Genomic DNA, 16,998 nt, shown 5'->3' on the forward strand with positions numbered 1-16,998 from the left:
GGGGGAGAGGCGCCGAAGCCCGGCTCGGGGAAAGTCCCGGCGCCGGGGGGATGTCTGCGTCGGGACGTGGTCCTGGTGGTGTGCTGCGCGGCAAGCTGGTGCGGGCGGGGGCTTCAGGGTCCGGTTCGTCCGAACTCCCGTGCCCTGAAGTCTTGTTCCCCCGGTCCCGGCGGTTGAAGCGATGTCGTACTGCCGTCTTTGCGCCACGTTCCCGCACCCGGCGCACGCCCGGCGGAATGCGGCCGGACACACATCCGGGAGGGGTCCGGACAGGCCCTACGCCGCCGCCTCGAAGCCCGTGTCCCGCGCGAGCTTCTTCAGCTCCAGCAGGGCGTGCTTCTCGATCTGGCGGATGCGCTCACGGGTCAGCCCGTGCTCCTTGCCGACCTCGGTCAGGGTGCGCTCGCGGCCGTCGTCGATGCCGTAGCGCATCTTGATGATGGAGGCCGTGCGCGGGTCGAGGCGGTCGATGAGGCCGTCGAGTTCCTCGCTGCGCAGCAGGGTGAGGACCGACTGCTCGGGGGAGACCGCGGAGGTGTCCTCCAGCAGGTCGCCGAACTGGGTCTCGCCCTCGTCGTCCACCGGCATGTTCAGCGAGACCGGGTCGCGGGCCCAGTCCAGCACGTCGGTGACGCGCTCCGGGGTGGAGGCGAGCTCGGCGGCGATCTCGGCGGGCTCCGGGTCCCGGCCGTGCTCCCGGTTGAACTCGCGCTGGACGCGGCGGATCCGGCCGAGCTCCTCCACGAGGTGGACGGGCAGGCGGATGGTGCGCGACTGGTCGGCGATGGACCGGGTGATGGCCTGGCGGATCCACCAGGTGGCGTATGTGGAGAACTTGAAGCCCTTGCGGTAGTCGAACTTCTCCACCGCGCGCACCAGGCCCGCGTTGCCCTCCTGGATCAGGTCGAGCAGGGGCAGACCGCTGCGGGGGTAGCGGCGGGCGACCGCGACCACCAGGCGGAGGTTGGAACGGATGAAGACGTCCTTGGCGCGCTCGCTCTCGGCCACCAGCGCCTCCAGCTCTTCCCGGCTGGCTTCGGCCCTGGCCTCCTCGAACCCGTCGAGGACCTGTCGCGCGAACACACCCGCCTCGATGATCTGGGACAGCTCGACCTCCTTGGCGGCGTCGAGCAGGGGTGTGCGCGCGATCTCGTCGAGATACATGCCGACCAGATCGCGGTCGGCGATCTCGCCGCCATGAGTGCGAACACTGCGGGCCGCGTCTGCCGTCTCGCCGGTGGCGGACTTACGACGGGCGACGGCACGGGTTGCCATGCGTGCTCCCTTGCGATGGTGGGGTCAGCGGGTGATTCCTGGACACCCGGCACTCGCTCAGCCGGCCCCTGGACTGTTTTCGGGACTCTGCTCGGGTGCCCTGCATCCGATGGAAACAACGACTGGAATCAGGACAGAATTCCCAACCCGCACCCCGATTTTTCTGATCATGCAGTACCCTGTCCGGCCACTGTCCGGCCACACGGGAGAAGCGATGCTGTCGGAACGCACGGAGGTGCAGGTCAGGGCGGGAGTCGAGGCGGACCTCGAAGCCCTCACCGATCTCTACAACCACTACGTACGTGAGACGCCCATCACATTCGATACCGCGGTCTTCACTCCTCAGGAGCGCCGCCCGTGGCTGCTCTCCCACCTGGAAGACGGCCCGCACCTGCTGAAGGTTGCCGTGGACGTGGACTCACAGGAAATTCTTGGATATGCCACATCCAGCCCTTACAGAGCGAAGGCGGCCTACTCGACCTCGGTGGAGGTGACGGTCTACGTCGCTGCGCGCGCCGGCCGCCGCGGCGTCGGCACGCTGCTCTACGAGGCGCTCTTCGCGGCGCTGGCGGGCGAGGACCTGCACCGCGCGTACGCGGGCATCGCGCAGCCGAACGAAGCGTCCACGCGGCTGCATGAACGCTTCGGGTTCCGTTACGTCGGCACGTATCGCGAGGTGGGCCGCAAGTTCGGCCGCTACTGGGACGTGGCCTGGTACGAGAAGGCCCTCTGAGCCGCCGGACACCTCAGACCGGACACCTCAGACCGGGCGCCTCAGCCGGACGCTTCAGACCAGGCGCCTCAGCCGGACGCCTCAACCGGACGCGTCAGCCGAACTGGACCGAGCGCTTCGCCAGGCCCAGCCAGAAGCCGTCGATCACCGACCTCTGGGCATCCAGTTCGCCGGACACCTCGGCGGCGCCCATGGTCACGAAGAGCGGGGCGAAGTGCTCGGTGCGCGGGTGGGCGTAGCGGCCGGCGGGGGCCTTGTGGAGGAAGTCCAGCAGGGAGTCCCAGTCGCGGGCCTCCATGGCGCGCCGGCCCCAGTCGTCGAACTCCACCGACCAGCTGGGCACCCCTCCCTGTCGCAGGGCCGCGAGGTTGTGGGTGAAGAAGCCGGAGCCGACGATCAGGACGCCCTCGTCGCGCAGGGGGGCGAGTTTGCGGCCGATCTCCATGAGCTTCACCGGGTCGAGGGTCGGCATGGAGATCTGGAGGACGGGAACGTCGGCCGCCGGGAACATCTCTACCAGGGGGACGTACGCGCCGTGGTCGAGACCGCGGTCGGGGATGTCCTGGACGGGGATCCCGGGGGCGCGCAGGAGCTTGCGCACGCTGGCTGCGAGTTCCGGTGCGCCGGGTGCGTCGTACGTCACCCGGTAGTAGTGCTCGGGGAAGCCCCAGAAGTCGTAGACGAGGGGGACCGGATCGACGGCGCCGAGGGCGAGGGGGGCTTCCTCCCAGTGGGCGGAGACCATGAGGATCGCTTTGGGGCGGGGCAGTTCGGCGGACCAGGCGGCGAGTTCGCCGGGCCAGACCGGGTCGTCCGCGAGCGGCGGGGCGCCATGACTGAGGTACAGGGCGGGCATGCGTTCCTGCGGGACGGCGCGCTCCTGAGCGGCGGCGGACATGACGGCGACTCCCTCCGGTGAGCGATCATCTGCTTTTGCTTGAAACATAAAACGTCAAGATCTCACAGCATATTCCCTAATGATTTAAATTTCAAGGAGCCGGGCTTTACAGTGGAGTACATGACGAAGGCAGAACCCCGGTGGCTCACCGACGAGGAGCAGCGCGTCTGGCGCTCCTACATCCACGCGAGCATGCTCCTCGAGGACCACATGGACCGCCAGCTCCAGCGGGATGCGGGGATGCCCCACATCTACTACGGCCTCCTGGTCAAGCTCGCCGACGCCCCGCGCCGCCGGCTGCGGATGACCGAGCTGGCGATGCTCGCGAAGATCACCCGCTCCCGGCTCTCCCACGCCATCACCCGTCTGGAGAAGAGCGGCTGGGTGCGGCGCGAGGACTGCGACTCCGACAAGCGGGGCCAGTTCGCGGTCCTCACCGACGAGGGGCTGGAAGTCCTCGGGCGTGCGGCCCCGGGCCATGTCACCGCCGTACGCAACGCGGTGTTCGACCGGCTCTCCCCCGAACAGCAGAAGTCCCTCGGCGAGATCATGCAGATCATCGCCGAGGGACTCCAGCCGAACGAAGCGGGTGCCGATCTTCCCTGGCTGCGCTAGACCGCCAGGGCTACGCGCGTCAGTGGGCGACCACCGGGATCGGGACGTCCTCGCCGTCGCGCTCGCCGGAGCCCGTCACCGTGCCGCCCATGTCGGGCTTGCCGGCGTTGATCAGGGTCAGGGCGATCGCGGCGGCGGCGACCAGGATGCCGACGGCGAACCAGATCGCGCTGGTGTAGCCGTGCACCATGCCCTCCAGCTGCACCAGCTGCTGCTGGGACTTGGAGGCGGCGCCGCCCATGTGGTCGGTGATGTACGACGTGGTCGCGGACGCGGCGATCGTGTTCAGCAGGGCGGTGCCGATCGCGCCGCCCACCTGCTGCGAGGTGTTGACCATCGCGGAGGCGACACCGGCGTCACGCGGCTCGATGCCGTACGTGGCCAGGGACATGGCCGGCATGAACGCCGAACCCATGCCCAGACCGAGCAGCAGCATCCCGGGCAGCAGCACGGCCGCGTACGAGGAGCCGATCTCCAGACGGGTCAGGAACAGCATGCCGAGCGCGGCGACCAGGAAGCCCGGGCCCATCAGCAGACGCGGGGGTACCCGGGTCATCAGCCGGGTGCCGATCTGGGTGGAACCGGTGATCATGCCCGCGATCATCGGCAGGAACGCGAAGCCGGTCTTGACCGGGGTGTAGCCCTTCACGACCTGGAGGTAGTAGGTCAGGAAGAGGAACAGACCGAACATCGCGATGATCGCGAGGCCGAGCGAGAGGTAGACACCGCCGCGGTTGCGCTCGGTGATCACGCGCAGGGGCAGCAGCGGGGCCTTGACCTTGGCCTCGACGATCACGAAGGCGAGCAGCAGAACGCCGGACGCGGCGAACATGCCGATGGTCAGGGAGTCGCTCCAGCCCTCGGACTCGGCGCGGGTGAAGCCGTAGACCAGGGAGACCAGGCCGAGGGTGGACAGGATGACACCCGGGATGTCGAGGGAGGAGCGGTTGCGCCCGCCCTCGGGCTCACGGATGACGAAGTACGCGCCGGCCGCGGCGACGATCGCGAACGGGATGTTCACGAAGAACGTCCAGCGCCAGTCCAGGTACTCGGTGAGGAAACCGCCGAGGATCAGACCGACGGCACCGCCACCGCCCGCGATGGCGCCGTAGATGCCGAACGCCTTGGCGCGCTCCTTGGCGTCCGTGAACATCACGGCGAGCAGGGAGAGCGCGGCGGGCGCGAGGAGCGCACCGAACGCGCCCTGGAGCGCGCGGGCGCCGAACATCATCGCCTCGTTGGTGGCCGCGCCGCCGAGCGCGGAGGCCGCGGCGAAGCCGCCGAGACCGGTGACGAAGGCGCGCTTGCGGCCCCACAGGTCGGCGATCCGGCCGCCGAAGAGGAGCAGTCCGCCGAAGGCGAGGGCGTAGGCCGTGACGACCCACTGCCGGTTGCCGTCGGAGATGCCCAGGTCCGTCTGGGCGGAGGGCAGCGCGATGTTCACGATGGTCGCGTCGAGGACGACCATCAGCTGCGCTATGGCGATGAAGGCCAGCGCTTTCCAGCGGTTGGCGTCCGGTGCTGTCTGAGAAGACATGGGTGTACCCACTTCGGGACTTCGTAACGGAAAAAAGGCGTATTGAGTACAGGTGCTGACTGCTGAGGTACCGCGGTCCAATCGCTCAGGCCTGGCGCAGGTCCTCCATCGTCATGGGTGCTCCCGGCAGCGTGGAGCGGGCCGGGGCGCGCAGTCCGTCAAGGAACAGCTGGAGGTGGCGGTGGACGAAGCGGTCGATGGACGCGCAGTCGGTGCCGGCCGGGGGCCGGCTGAGCTGCGCCACCGCGATCATCAGGTCGCCCACGCCGACGTCCGTCCGGAGCTGTCCGGCGGCCTTGGCGCGGTCCATGACCTCCTCGATGATCCGCTCCATGCGTTCGCGGGCGGTCTCCAGGTCGGGGTGGTGCTGGTCGAAGGCGTTCGCCATCATCGGGCACAGCGCGCTGAACCGCTCGTCGGCGGACACGTGCGCGAAGTGCTCCAGTGCCGCGAACGCGTCGCCGGTCTCGGCGAGGGCGGTCTGGCCGGCCTGGACGATGCGGTCCAGGACCGAGCAGACGACCTCGCGGACCAGCGCCTCGCGGTCGGGGAAGTTGCGGTACACCGTGGCGTTGCCGACGCCGGCCCGGCGGGCGATGTCGTCGAGCGGCACCTCGGCGCCGTACAGGACGAACAGCTCGCGGGCGGCGCACACGATCCGCTCCCGGTTGCGCAGGGCGTCGGCCCGGGGCCGGGGCGCCTTGGGCGTCACAGGGGTCGCGGTCGCGGTCTGCACGGCGTCTCCTCGTCTTGTGGAGGTCTGGCACGAAGGCTTGTGGATGTTTGATTGCGATCCGGGGAAGCAGTCCCCGTTTCACTCGGACACATGGCTAAACGGGGAAGGGGTCCCCGGTTATTTCCCGGATCCGAAAGTTTCTCGATGTGACCTGGGCCACAGCCTTCACGCGCGCGTACCGCCCGGTAATCCCCGATCGGTCGCGTCCAGCGCGCGCCCGTGTGCGCCCCGTCGGAGGGTGATCGCAAGGGTGCAGCCGGTGACCGGCGGCTGCCTGGAGCGAGAGGCCCCGCATGCAGCCGCAGCCCGAGCGCACCGACCCGGCCCGCGCGGGCGAGCCGCTCCGCCGCAGGATACGCCCGCGCCGCATCGCCGCCCTCGCGTCCGTGACCGCGCTGACCCTCGCGGTCAGCACCTCGGCCGGCTCCGGACGCCTCCTCCCGGCCGCGGGCCCCACCAAGGCGGGCGCGGGTCCGATCGCACTGCCCCGCGTCTCCGCCCTCGCACCCTGCATGATCAGCGGCGGTACGGCCGTCCAGATGTCCGAGGGGCTCCCGACCTCCACCGGCTACGCGCGCTCCACCGGCACCGTCCACGCCCTCACCCTGATGGTCGACTTCTCGGACGCGCCGGGCCGGGGCAGCGCGCTGGAGCGCTACCGCGAGTTCTTCCCGCAGACCGGGGAATGGTTCCGTACGGCGTCCTACGGCCGGCTCGACTACCGCGCGCAGACCCCGGTCCGGCACTGGCTGCGCATGCCGAAGCCGTTCCGGGCGTACGGCATAGAGCGCGGGGCGCCCTTCGACCCCGGCTACCGCGGGCTCGTCCAGGACATCGTGGCCGCCGCCGACCCGACGGTGGACTTCCGCGCGTACGACCTGCTGAACGTGCTGGTGACACCGAACGCGGGCCCCTCGGCGCTGGACACGGTCCTGTCCGTCACCTTCGCCGGGAACACGGAGGCGCCGGTCGCCGACGGGGCGGTCGTGGCCAACGCGTCCTTCGTCTACTCCCGCCAGGACGACGGATCCGGCTCCTACGGCCGCACCGGCTACCGCGTGCTGCCCCACGAGAACGGCCATGTCTTCGGCCTGCCCGATCTCTACACCCAGGAGGGCGGGGGCGCGGTCGGCCACTGGGACATCATGAGCGAGGACTGGGGGGCCAACAACGACCTGCTCGGCTGGCACAAGTGGAAGCTGGGCTGGCTGGACGCCTCCCAGATCGCCTGCGCGGCGGCGCGCGGGACGACGGAGTACCCGCTCACCCCGCTGTGGCGGACGGGCGGCCCGAAGCTGGTCTTCGTCCCCCTGAACGGCCGCAGCGGGTACGCGGTCGAGCTACGCGCGCGTGGCGGCAACGACGAGACGGTGTGCCGGCCGGGGGTGCTCGTCTACCGGGTCGACGCGGCCGTGGACACGGGGATGGGCCCGGTGACGGTGCACGACTCCCGCCGGGACAGCGGCGGCTGCACCCGCAGCCCCAACGTCCACGCGGAGCTCTCCGACGCGCCCTTCGCCCCCGGCGAGACCTTCCAGGACCCCAAGCGGGGCATCCGCGTCCAGGTGACGGGCGCGGACCTGAACGGCGACTACCGGGTGCGGGTCACCCGCGGGTGATCGACAGCCGGCGGTCCCCGACTACGGTGGGGCTGCCCAGACCGCCGTACCGGAGAGCCGATGCCCGCGCAGACTTCCACGACGCCCGCCCCCCAGGAGGCCGTCGTCCCGCTGATGCGCGGCGTGGCCGTGCTGCGGCAGCTGACCGAGGCCGGCGGAACGCTGCGGCTGAGCGAGCTGGAACGGGCCACCGGCCTCGCCCGGTCGACCGTGGACCGGGTCACCGCGACCCTCGCGCGGATGGGATACGTCCGCCTGGAGGGCAGCCGGGACGCGACCCTGACCCCCCGGGTGATGGAACTGGGCAACGCCCAGCTGGCCGCCCTGCGTCTCCCGGACCTGCTGGGCCCCCGGGCCGACGCGCTCGCCGACGAACTCGACGAGTCGGTGTCCCTGGCCGTCGCCGACCGGGACGGCATCCGCTTCATCCACCAGGCGACCCGCCGCCGCACGATGTCCCTCAGCTTCCGCATCGGCGATCTGCTGCCCGCCGAACGCACCGCGCCGGGCCCCCTGTTCGCCACCGAGTGGACGGACGCGGACTGGACGCGCTGGCGCGAGCGCCGCGCGGCCGACCCGCAGGACCGCGCCTTCACGGCCGTACCGCCCGCCCCGCACACCACCGGCGACGCCTATGACGCGGAGTTCGTACGACGGTCCGAGCGGGCGGCGGCGGACGGCTGGGCGCTGGACGACCAGCTGATCGAGCCCGGTCTGGTCGCGGTGTCCGTGCCGGTACGGCGTGCGGGGGCGCGGCGGCGCATCGCGTGCGTGGCGAACGTGGTGAGCCACACCAGCAGACACTCGGCCGCCGATCTCGCCGCCACCCTGCTGCCCCGTCTGCGGACGGCCGTGGCGGCGATGGAGACGGAGCTGCGGCACGCGCCCCCGCCCGAACCGGGGCCGCCGCCCGCGGGGCTCGCCCTCTGGACGGGCGCGTCGAAGCAGGAGCTGGGCCGCGGGTTCGTCGAATCCCTGGCGCGCGGACTGACCGTCCTCACGGCGTTCGGGGCGGGCCGGTCCGAGCTGACCCTGACGGAGGTGGCGCGGGCGACCGGACTGGCCCGGGCGACGGCCCGCCGCGCCCTGATCACCTACGAACACCTGGGCCTGGTCGCACCCGGCGCGCTCCCCCGCACCTTCGCCCTCACCCCCCAGGTGCTCTCCCTCGGCTTCCCGCCCCTCTCCCGTACGACCCTCCCCCGCATCGCCGACCCGCACCTCGCGGAACTGGCGGACCGGATCCACGAGTCGGCGTCCCTCGCGGTGCTCACCGAGGACGGCGACGAGGTCCAGTACACGGCCGGGGTGTCCGTGCACCGGGTGATGAGCGTGGACGTGCGGGTGGGCACCCGGCTCCCGGCGCGTCCCACCGCGGCGGGACGGGTCCTCCTTGACCCGACCGGGGGACAGTTCTCCCTGGTGGACGAGGAGTTGGAGCAGGGCCTGCGGTCGATCGCGGTACCGGTGAGGGACCGGACCGGCCGGGTGGTCGCCGCGGCGGCCGTCTCGGCGCACACGGCCCGCCGGACGGCCGAGGAGTGCGTGCGGGACATCCTGCCGGAACTGCTCAGGTCGGCCTCGGAGATCGAGGCCGACCTGAGTACGGCGGGCCGCTACGCGCGCGTGCCCCTCATGTAGGACGTGTGAGACGTGTGAGACGTGTGAGACGTGTGAGACGTCAGGAGGTGGTCAGGTACGCCCGCTCGATCGTCTGGACCAGGGTGTTCCCGTCGCGGTCGGTCAGTTCGGCGCGCAGGGAGACCGAGCCCGGCTGTGCCGGGTGGTTCAGCGTCAGATGCTTGCCGCCGACGGCCTTGACCGGCTTCCAGGTGGCGCCTTCGTCGTACGACACCTTGAAGGCGAGCTTGGCGGTCTTCTGCCCGGCCGCCGCGCCCTTGACGGTGAACGGCACCTCGAAGCGCTTGCCCGCCTTCGCCGTGGAGGCGAGGGTCAGGTCCGGGGAGAAGGTGACCGTCGACAGCGGCAGCGCGGCGAAGTCGGCATCGGGCGTACTGGGAGTCGTGCTGGAGCGGAAGGTCCACTCCGCCTGGACGCGGGTGCTGACCGCGTACACGGCGGGGTCACGAGAGCTGTCCACGCTCAGCTTGTACTCGGCGTCCCCGGCGGGGACGGTGTACTCGGTGAGGCCCAGGGTCGGCGGGGTCTCGTAGTTGTCGGTGATCTCCTGGCCGTCCGCGGTGAGCGTGGTCTTCACCGAGGTGACGTCGGACTCGCCCCAGTGCCCGGCGCCGTCGCCGAACAGCGGCACATAGGCCCTGACGGTGTTCCCGAGCCGGGCGACACCCGGGAAGCCCTGGCTCGGTCCGAGCTCGTCGGGACCGTTCAGGACCGGGCCGAACACGCCGACGTTGAACCGCTCGTGGTAGGTCTGGCCGGCCTTCCAGGTCCGCGGCATCCGCATCAGGAAGTTCTCGAAGACCGAGTCATGGCCCTCGCCCGAGACCGACCACATACGGCCCGACCACTTCACGCCGTTGTCGAGGATGTACTCGGTGGTCCGCATCGGCAGGTCGCCGCGCATGTCGGTGTAGCTGGGCACCAGGCGGTCGTCGGGCCCGTGGGGAGAGACCTCGACCTGGACCCGCCTGCCCTCGACCGGCTCGCCCGCCTCGAAGTCGACCTCGGCCAGCTGCTTCCGCTCGACCTCGGCGGTGAAGCCGTCGATGTCGCCGTCACGGTTCCAGGCCAGGTGGTAGTTGACCGGCCGGCCCTCCTCGTCCTGGCGGCTCCAGGTGCCGGAGTACAGGGAGTACAGCCCGGCGACGGGCTCCTCACCGCCGAGCTGCCCGACCCTCGTGCCCTGGAAGGTCGGCAGCAGGTACTGGAGGAAGCCGTCCCTCTGGCCCTCGCCCCGGCTGAAGCCCATCGCGACCGTCGCGTCGGAGGCCTGGGCCGCCGGGTCCGGCACGGTGATGTCCACCGGCTTCGCCTGCCGGGCGTCGACGGTGACGGTCATGTCCTTGTCCAGCGTCAGCTTGGGCTGGACCAGCACGGCGTGCTTGTCGGACTCGGTGCTCGGGTGGATCACACCGCTGAGGATGTAGTCGCTCTTCGGAAGCCGGACCGTCAGCTCGCCGTCCTGCTCGTCGGCGTAAACGGCGTAGAACTCGCCGACGAAGCTCGCGACGGAGGTGACGGCGTCGCCGGTCGGCGCGCCGTTCTCGTCGAGGTGCTTCAGCGTCAGGCTGTACGACTCCACCTCGCGCTCCACACCGACAGCGGTCCGCACCTGGACCTTGCCGTCGGCGGAGACGGCGGACACCGAACCGCCGAAGCTGCCGTCGGCGGTGCCCGCGCGGGTGTCGGCCGTGACCTCGGCACTCGCCTCGCCGCCCGCCGGGACGGTGATCCGCTGTGGGGAGACGGTGAACATGCCCTCGGCGGCGGGCTTGCCGTCCACCGTGTAGGCGTCGACGGAGAGGTCCAGGGTGACCGGCTCCGTACCGAGGTTCTTGTAGGTGAGCTGCTTGGTGACCGGCTTGTCGTCGGCGTGCGGCCACTGCTGCTCGCCGAAGCCGATCGACTGCTGCTCGGTGACGACGCTCTGGTCCAGCGCCCGGACCAGGTCGGTGCGGCCGGTGCCCTGCTGGAAGGAGCTGTACGTCCCCGGCTTCGTGGAGGCGGTGAGGACCTCCTTGATGCGCTCGCCGGTCCAGTCGGGGTGCTGCTGGGCGAGGATGGCGGCGGCGCCCGCGACATGCGGGGTCGCCATGGACGTACCGTCCAGGGTGAGGTAGCCGGGGATGTCGGAGGGGAACCCCTCCTCCAGCACGCTGCCGGCCGCCGCGGCGGCCGTGATGGCGGCGCCGGGCGCGGTCAGGTCGGGCTTGACCCCGCCGTCCCCGACGCGCGGGCCGCGGCTGGAGAAGTCGGCGAGCTGGTCGGACTTGTCGACCGCGCCGACGGTGAGCGCGGCTTCGGCGCTGCCGGGCGAGCCGACGGTCCCCTCCCCGAACTCGCCCTCGTTGCCGGCCGCGACGACGAACAGCGTGTCGGACTCGGCGGAGAGCCGGTTGACCGCCTCCTCCATCGGGTCGATACCGGGCGTGTCCGTGCCGCCGAGGCTGAGGTTGGCGACATCGGCGCCCTGCGCCACCGCCCACTCCATGCCCGCGATGATCCCGGAGTCGTAGCCGTAGCCGTCGTCGCCGAGGATCTTGCCGTTCAGGATCTTCGCGCCCGGGGCGACACCCTTGTACTTGCCGCCGGACTTGGCACCCGACCCGGCGGTGATCGACGCCACGTGCGTGCCGTGGCCGAACTTGTCGCCGGTGCTCCCGGAGTCGGAGAAGTCCTGCGCCTCGACCACCCTGTCGGCGAGATCGGGGTGAGAGGTGTCGACGCCGGTGTCCAGCACGGCGACCTTGGTGCCGGTGCCGTCGTAGCCGGCAGCCCAGGCGGTCGGCGCGCCGATCTGCGGGACGCTCTGGTCGAGGCTCGCCTTGCGCCTGCCGTCCAGCCAGACCTTCTCCACCGCCGCGGAGTCGGTGAACCCGGTGCCGTCGTCGTCGGTGACGGCGTCCCAGAAGTCGGTGGCGCGCTTCTTCGCAGGGCGCATCGACTTGCCGTTGACGACGGGCAGCGTACGGCCCATCCGGGCGCCGGCCCCGGTGAACGGGGTCATCGAGGGCGCCTTCTTGCCCTTGAACGTGACGATCAGCGGTACGTCGGTACGGCGGGCGTCGTCGTAGCCGTCCGCCACCAGCTGGGTCACGTCGAACAGCCGGACGTCCAGCTTGCCCTGCGCGATGAGCAACTCCGCGTCGGCGGGCACCACTTGGGTGTGGTCGCCGACGCTCCGGATCGAGAACGTGCCCCGCTCCCGGCCCTTGGCCCGCTCGACGCCGGCGACCTTTCCGGCGCCGTCCAGCAGGACGCGGTCGCCGGTTACCAGCGTCACCGTCTTCACCGCGGCGGTCGTGGAACCGTCGGCGCCGGGGGCGGTCGCCGCTCCGGAGGCCATCGCTCCGCCGGCCGGGAGGCCCGCCAGCACGAGGGCCGAGGACGCGACTCCGGCCGCGACGAGGGCATACCGGTGTCTCGCACTTAACTTCATCTGAACTCCTGATGGTTCGGAACAGGGTGTGGGAAATCGGAACCCGGGGTCAGGGGACGGACGGGCCGGTGATGAGCCGGCCCTCGGCGTCGTAGGGCCAGACATTGGGGGCGCAGCCGAGCATGCCCTTGATCTGCTGCATCATCGCGGGGGCCGGTTTGCCCTCACCGGGGCAGGTGACATGGCCGTGGCCGAGGAAGTGACCCACCTCGTGGTTGACGATCAGGGCCCGGTAGGCCTCGACGTCCTTGGCGTAGACGGGAGTTGCCAGCAGCCAGCGTTTGAGGTTGACCATGACGTTCTGCGCCACGCTGCAGTTGACGCTGCCGCCGGTGTCGAGGCCGTACTCGCCGCAGATCTTGTCCACGGTTCCCGGGGTGGCGACCTTGACCACGAAGTCGGTGGGGCCGGAGGAGACCCGCTCGAAGCCCGACTTCCCGTCGGCCGTCCAGCCGCGGGGGTCGGCCAGGATGCGCTCGACCTCCTCGGCGGTCTCCCCGACGGACAGTTGGAGCCCGGTCTCCACCTCGACGCGGTAGCGCAGGGTCGTTCCCTTCCCCGCCTTCTCGCTCACGCCGGGCGCGACGACGAACGTTCCCGGCCCCGAGAGGGGGATGTCGGACTCGTCGAGCTGCCCTTCTCGCTCTTCGCCCGAGCCGTTGCCGTCCTTCCCCTCCTTCTCGTCCCTCTCGCCCTTCTCGTCCGTCAACTCCTCCTTCTCCTCCGGGAGTTCGGGCTTCGACGTGACGCTCGGGCTCGACTCCGTTGGCTCGACGGCGCGTTGGGATGAGGACGGGGTGGGCTCGGCATCCGCGCCGCCCGCCTCGGTCGCGGCCGCCGTCGGGGAACGGTGCTCGGCGGACGGCAGCCACGCCACCACCCCGCAGCCGGCGGCGGCCAGGACGGCGAGCGTGACCAGCCCACCTCTCAGCCGGACCTTCCGGGTCCTCCGGCTCCGCTCGTCGGCGTGCCCGGAGCCCTTCCGACGGCTGTTGCGGCTGCGGGAGTTGGTGGGCTTTTCCTGGTGCGCGGTCACGTTGATTCACAGTGTGATCACAATGTGATCGGAACTGGCTCACGAGATAACGAACGAATAACGCCAGTCCTGTGGATACTTTGTGCATGCCACGTGTGCTGTTGATCGAAGACGACCGTGCCGTCCGTGAGGGCGTCGCCCTGGCCCTGCGCCGCCAGGGCCACGACATAGCCGCCACCGCGACCGGCGAGGAGGGGCTGGACCGGTTGCGGTCCTTCCGGCCGGACATCGTGGTCCTCGACCTGATGCTGCCCGGCCTGCCGGGGCTCGAGGTGTGCCGCGCCATCCGGAACGTCGACCAGACGCTGCCGATCATCATGGCGACTGCGCGGGGTGATGAGGTGGACATCGTTGTCGGCTTGGAGGCGGGCGCGGACGACTACGTCGTCAAGCCCGTGCTCGCCCGGGTGCTCGACGCCCGCATCCGCGCCGTCCTGCGGCGGGCGGGCGGGGCGCCCCCCGGTGCGGGGCTGCCGAAGATCGACACCTACGGTGAACTGGCCGTCGACCGGGCCGGTCTGACCGTCACGCTGAAGGGCGCGCCGGTCGCCCTGGCCCCGTCCGAGATGCGGCTCCTGCTGACCCTCTCCGCCTCGCCGGGGCAGGTGTTCAGCCGGCAGCAACTGCTCGAGGCGGTCTGGGAGCACGACTACCATGGCGACGCCCGTCTGGTGGACGCGTGTGTCGCACGGCTGCGCACGAAGATGGACGAGCCGCCCCGGGCGCCTCGCTACATCCTCACGGTACGCGGCTTCGGCTACCGCTTCGCGGCCCAGTGAGCGGGCGACGGCGGGGCAACCCGGTGAACGAACACCGGCTGGACGCCGGGGACTTGGGGAGGGGAGGGCGGCTGAACAGTGGCAGCCCGATGAGAGAGGCCCAGCCAGGCCCTCACAGGGTCGAGGAGGAGGGGCGGCGTGGCGGCGGCCTCCCGGCGGAGGAGGGGCGGCTCGGTGGTCGCCTCCCGGCGGAGGAAGGGCGGCGGGGCCGTCGTAGGGCTGCCGAGGGGGCGCGGCTCGGCGTTCGCGGGCCGGCCGAGGGGGCACGGTTCGGCGTCGGTGGGCCGGCCGAGGGGGCACGGTTCGGCGTCGGTGGGCCGGCCGAGGGGGCACGGTTCGGCGTCGGTGGGCCGACCGAGGGGGCACGGCCCGGCGTCGGTGGGCCGGTGCAGGAGGCGCGTGCGGGGCGGCGGCGGGTGGGCAAGGTGAAGCGGTCGGGCGGGCGTGGGGTGGTGAAGGGGCGGCTGTTGGGGGTTGGTGGGCTGCGGGCCCGGCTGGTGGTCGCCTTCGGGCTGGTGGCCGTCGCCGCCGCCACCACGACCGGTGCGCTGACCTTCCGGGAGGCCCGCACCGGTGTGCTCCAGCAGAGCCAGGACTCCGTCATACGACAGCTGCGGACGCAGGTCAGCCAGCGCGCGCCCGAACTCGACTTCCCCCCCGACCAGTCGGCGTTGCAGGAGTTCGCCAAGGACGTGGCGGCCACCGAGGCGCCGGGCAGCTGGCGCGTGCTGGTCACGTACAGGGAGCTGACCGCCGTCTCCACCCCCGGCGACCGCTTCAAGGAGGTGACCCCCGCCGTCCGCACGGCCGTCGGCTCCAGCCGGGCCACCGTGTTCCAACGGGTGCGCGACGGGGACCGTACGTCACTGGTCGTCGGCATGTCGGTCATCTTCACCGCCGCGGACGGAATCGGCACGGCTTCCGGGGTCCGGGTGTTCCTGGTCGTCCCGCAGACCACGGAACAGGCCTACGTCGACGCCCTGGTGACCGCCGTGGAGCGGGCCATGGTGCCGGCGCTGGTGCTCGCCGTGGTGCTGGCCCTGTTCGCCGCGCGGGGCGTGCTGCTGCCGGTGCGGGCGCTGCGGCACGCCACCCGCAGCATCGCCGAGGGCCGGCTGGACACCCGGCTCGCGGTCAACGGCTCCGACGAACTCGCCGATCTGTCACACACGTTCAACGAGACGGCCGCCGCGCTGGAGTCGTCGGTGGCGGAGCTGCGCGAGATGGAGGCCAGGGCCCGCCGTTTCGCCGCGGACGTCTCGCACGAACTGCGCACCCCGCTGGCCGCGATGTCGGCGGTGACGGACGTACTGGACGAGGACGCCGCCGGGCTGGATCCGGACACCGCCACGGCGGTACGGCTGATCAGCGAGGAGACGGTCAAACTGGCCACCCTCGTGGACGACTTGATGGAGATCTCCCGTTTCGACGCGGGCGCGGTGGTGCTGCACCTGGACGAGATCGACCTCGCCGAGTCGGTCCGCCGCACGCTCGCCTCGCGGGGCTGGTCGGACACCGTGGAGACGTATCTGCCGCCGCCCGACACGCTGCGCGGCCGGGTCGACCCGCGCCGTCTCGACGTGGTCGTCGCCAACCTGGTCGGCAACGCGCTGCGGCACGGGGCACGTCCGGTGCGGGTACGCCTGGACGTGACCGGTGCTCCGGCCGCTCCGGCTTCTTCCCCCGCCGGCCGCGAGGCGGTCATCGAGGTGTGGGACAGCGGCCCCGGCATCCCCGAAGGCGTACTGCCGCATGTCTTCGAGCGGTTCTACAAGTCGGACTCCGCCCGGACCCGCTCCGAGGGCAGCGGGCTGGGCCTTTCGATCACCGCCGAGAACGTACGGCTGCACGGCGGCACCGTCGGCGCGGCGAACCACCCGGCGGGCGGCGCCGTCTTCACCGTGCGGATCCCGCTCCGGCGGGACGATCTGCCCCAGGAGCCCCAGGAGCCCCAGGAGCCCGAGTCCCAGGGATCCCAGGGATCCCAAGAGTCCCAGAGGTCCCAGAGGTCCCAGAGGTCCCAGAGGTCCCAGGAGAACTGGTCATGAGGAACAACATGAGGAACAACCACCGCATCGCGTTGCTCGCGGTGCCGGCGCTCCTCGCGCTCACCTCGTGCGGGATCCCCGCGACCGGGGTGGTGGAGGCCGGGAGTCCCGCGAGCGGGATCAGGCCCGTCACGCCGCTCTACTTCGTGCGGAGCGACGCGCTCGTCGCCGTACCGCGCATCACCACCAGCCCCGGAGACCCCGAGGTGGCTCTGAACCTGCTGCTGCTCGGCCCGACCTCCGCGGAGGCGCTCGGCATCTCCACGAACCTGCCTGTCCAGCAGGCCGCCGAGCCGGCCCGGCCCCCGACCGCTGAGGCCGGCCGCGCCTCCGAAGCCGTCCGGCAACCGGATGAGGACCAGGAGGCGACTGTGGACCCCACGGACGGCACGGACAGCACCTCGGAGGTGGCCTCGCGGCTGTTGTTGGACGTGTCGGTGAAGAAGGACACGGTGACCATCGTCATGGCGTACCCGGTGGAGGAACTGCCCGACCTCGCGGCCGGCCAGCTGATCTGCACGGCCGCCGGCGCGCACCGCGTCGGCACACCGTCGGCCGACGTGGTGACGGTCGAGCTGACCGACCACGAGCGCGGACAGAAGCGCGGGACCGACAAGGACTGCCCCCGACTGTGACGGCCGC

13 protein-coding genes are annotated in these 16,998 nt (G+C 71.3%); 7 read left to right on the plus strand and 6 right to left on the minus strand.

The features are described 5' to 3' along the window. Positions 1–276 precede the first annotated feature (276 nt). The gene (locus tag ACFPIH_RS04110; RefSeq protein WP_381168246.1) at positions 277–1,275 is read right to left on the minus strand and encodes a sigma-70 family RNA polymerase sigma factor; all 999 of its coding nucleotides are present in this window, start codon (positions 1,273–1,275) and stop codon (positions 277–279) included. A 214-nt stretch (positions 1,276–1,489) separates the two neighbouring features. Between ACFPIH_RS04110 and ACFPIH_RS04115 the strand changes: the two genes are divergently transcribed. Next, positions 1,490–2,008 carry a GNAT family N-acetyltransferase gene (locus ACFPIH_RS04115; protein ID WP_381168501.1) on the plus strand — a complete coding sequence of 173 codons (519 nt, stop codon included), beginning with the start codon at positions 1,490–1,492 and terminating at the stop codon, positions 2,006–2,008. A 94-nt stretch (positions 2,009–2,102) separates the two neighbouring features. On the opposite strand, the gene ACFPIH_RS04120 is transcribed toward ACFPIH_RS04115, so the two are convergent. Further along, positions 2,103–2,906 (minus strand): dioxygenase family protein, encoded by an 804-nt coding sequence (locus tag ACFPIH_RS04120; protein ID WP_381168248.1) that lies wholly within the window; start codon positions 2,904–2,906, stop codon positions 2,103–2,105. Between the two features lie 120 nt (positions 2,907–3,026). On the opposite strand from ACFPIH_RS04120, the gene ACFPIH_RS04125 reads away from it, so the two are divergent. Next, positions 3,027–3,521, plus strand: coding sequence for a MarR family winged helix-turn-helix transcriptional regulator (locus ACFPIH_RS04125; protein WP_381168250.1), 495 nt, complete (start codon positions 3,027–3,029; stop codon positions 3,519–3,521). Between the two features lie 19 nt (positions 3,522–3,540). On the opposite strand, the gene ACFPIH_RS04130 is transcribed toward ACFPIH_RS04125, so the two are convergent. Together ACFPIH_RS04130 and ACFPIH_RS04135 are read right to left on the minus strand one after the other, a co-directional pair. Beyond that, positions 3,541–5,058: an MFS transporter gene (locus tag ACFPIH_RS04130; protein WP_381168252.1), complete on the minus strand. Its 1,518-nt coding sequence runs from the start codon at positions 5,056–5,058 to the stop codon at positions 3,541–3,543. Between the two features lie 85 nt (positions 5,059–5,143). Next, positions 5,144–5,794 carry a TetR/AcrR family transcriptional regulator gene (locus tag ACFPIH_RS04135; protein ID WP_381168254.1) on the minus strand — a complete coding sequence of 217 codons (651 nt, stop codon included), beginning with the start codon at positions 5,792–5,794 and terminating at the stop codon, positions 5,144–5,146. A 293-nt stretch (positions 5,795–6,087) separates the two neighbouring features. On the opposite strand from ACFPIH_RS04135, the gene ACFPIH_RS04140 reads away from it, so the two are divergent. Beyond that, positions 6,088–7,413, plus strand: coding sequence for a M6 family metalloprotease domain-containing protein (locus ACFPIH_RS04140; protein ID WP_381168256.1), 1,326 nt, complete (start codon positions 6,088–6,090; stop codon positions 7,411–7,413). Between the two features lie 60 nt (positions 7,414–7,473). Beyond that, on the plus strand, positions 7,474–9,054 hold the full coding sequence (locus ACFPIH_RS04145) for an IclR family transcriptional regulator domain-containing protein (protein WP_381168258.1): 1,581 nt from the start codon (positions 7,474–7,476) through the stop codon (positions 9,052–9,054). 40 nt (positions 9,055–9,094) lie between these two features. Here the strand turns inward: ACFPIH_RS04145 and ACFPIH_RS04150 are convergent, their stop codons facing one another. Together ACFPIH_RS04150 and ACFPIH_RS04155 are read right to left on the minus strand one after the other, a co-directional pair. Further along, entirely contained in the window at positions 9,095–12,493 is a 3,399-nt protein-coding gene (locus ACFPIH_RS04150; RefSeq protein ID WP_381168260.1) for a S8 family serine peptidase, read from the minus strand. A gap of 49 nt (positions 12,494–12,542) precedes the next feature. Beyond that, complete coding sequence (locus ACFPIH_RS04155; RefSeq protein WP_381168262.1) at positions 12,543–13,529, minus strand: DUF3152 domain-containing protein; 987 nt, start codon at positions 13,527–13,529, stop codon at positions 12,543–12,545. A gap of 86 nt (positions 13,530–13,615) precedes the next feature. Between ACFPIH_RS04155 and ACFPIH_RS04160 the strand changes: the two genes are divergently transcribed. The 3 genes from ACFPIH_RS04160 (at position 13,616) to ACFPIH_RS04170 (ending at position 16,991) form a co-directional block, all read left to right on the plus strand. Then, entirely contained in the window at positions 13,616–14,308 is a 693-nt protein-coding gene (locus ACFPIH_RS04160) for a response regulator (RefSeq protein ID WP_381168264.1), read from the plus strand. Between the two features lie 497 nt (positions 14,309–14,805). Next, complete coding sequence (locus ACFPIH_RS04165) at positions 14,806–16,356, plus strand: sensor histidine kinase (RefSeq protein ID WP_381168503.1); 1,551 nt, start codon at positions 14,806–14,808, stop codon at positions 16,354–16,356. Then, the gene (locus ACFPIH_RS04170) at positions 16,353–16,991 is read left to right on the plus strand and encodes a hypothetical protein (protein ID WP_381168266.1); all 639 of its coding nucleotides are present in this window, start codon (positions 16,353–16,355) and stop codon (positions 16,989–16,991) included. The genes ACFPIH_RS04165 and ACFPIH_RS04170 overlap by 4 nt, the downstream gene beginning before the upstream one ends. Positions 16,992–16,998: the final 7 nt, after the last annotated feature.

The sequence above is a fragment of the Streptomyces vulcanius genome (assembly GCF_042653945.1).
GTDB classification, from domain to species: Bacteria; Actinomycetota; Actinomycetes; order Streptomycetales; family Streptomycetaceae; genus Streptomyces; species Streptomyces mangrovi.

What these genes read in the sequence shown, in the direction of transcription:
- ACFPIH_RS04170 (WP_381168266.1), top strand. Translation starts at nt 16,353, where the DNA reads ATGAGGAACAACATGAGGAACAACCACCGCATCGCGTTGCTCGCGGTG.
- ACFPIH_RS04145 (WP_381168258.1), top strand. Translation starts at nt 7,474, where the DNA reads ATGCCCGCGCAGACTTCCACGACGCCCGCCCCCCAGGAGGCCGTCGTC.
- ACFPIH_RS04140 (WP_381168256.1), top strand. Translation starts at nt 6,088, where the DNA reads ATGCAGCCGCAGCCCGAGCGCACCGACCCGGCCCGCGCGGGCGAGCCG.
- ACFPIH_RS04115 (WP_381168501.1), top strand. Translation starts at nt 1,490, where the DNA reads ATGCTGTCGGAACGCACGGAGGTGCAGGTCAGGGCGGGAGTCGAGGCG.
- ACFPIH_RS04150 (WP_381168260.1), bottom strand. Translation starts at nt 12,493, where the DNA reads ATGAAGTTAAGTGCGAGACACCGGTATGCCCTCGTCGCGGCCGGAGTC.
- ACFPIH_RS04120 (WP_381168248.1), bottom strand. Translation starts at nt 2,906, where the DNA reads ATGTCCGCCGCCGCTCAGGAGCGCGCCGTCCCGCAGGAACGCATGCCC.
- ACFPIH_RS04110 (WP_381168246.1), bottom strand. Translation starts at nt 1,275, where the DNA reads ATGGCAACCCGTGCCGTCGCCCGTCGTAAGTCCGCCACCGGCGAGACG.
- ACFPIH_RS04130 (WP_381168252.1), bottom strand. Translation starts at nt 5,058, where the DNA reads ATGTCTTCTCAGACAGCACCGGACGCCAACCGCTGGAAAGCGCTGGCC.
- ACFPIH_RS04160 (WP_381168264.1), top strand. Translation starts at nt 13,616, where the DNA reads ATGCCACGTGTGCTGTTGATCGAAGACGACCGTGCCGTCCGTGAGGGC.
- ACFPIH_RS04125 (WP_381168250.1), top strand. Translation starts at nt 3,027, where the DNA reads ATGACGAAGGCAGAACCCCGGTGGCTCACCGACGAGGAGCAGCGCGTC.